We start from the raw sequence: 205 nt of genomic DNA on the forward strand, positions 1-205 counted from the left end.
TTAACCAAGTTTAATCGCACTCGTCAAAACCTCCTAAAAACTCACTGGCTTGATGCTGCTTGTGTGGGAAAGTCTACTCCAGAGCAATTAATTGTTGAGATTAAAAACCCGCTTTTAATTACTGCCAAAGGACACGGAACAAGGCAAATGTGCAGAACCAATAAGTATGGTTTTCCGACTCGTTACGTTCCTCGTCAAAAGCAAG

Annotated in this window: 1 pseudogene; it reads left to right on the forward strand. The window is 41.5% G+C overall.

Going from position 1 to position 205, the window contains the following annotated elements:
* Window positions 1-205: pseudogene (locus tag JUI58_RS12695) on the forward strand (HNH endonuclease); the annotation flags it as partial.

The sequence above is a fragment of the Spirulina sp. CCY15215 genome (assembly GCF_016888125.1).
Taxonomy (GTDB): domain Bacteria; phylum Cyanobacteriota; class Cyanobacteriia; order Cyanobacteriales; family Spirulinaceae; genus CCY15215.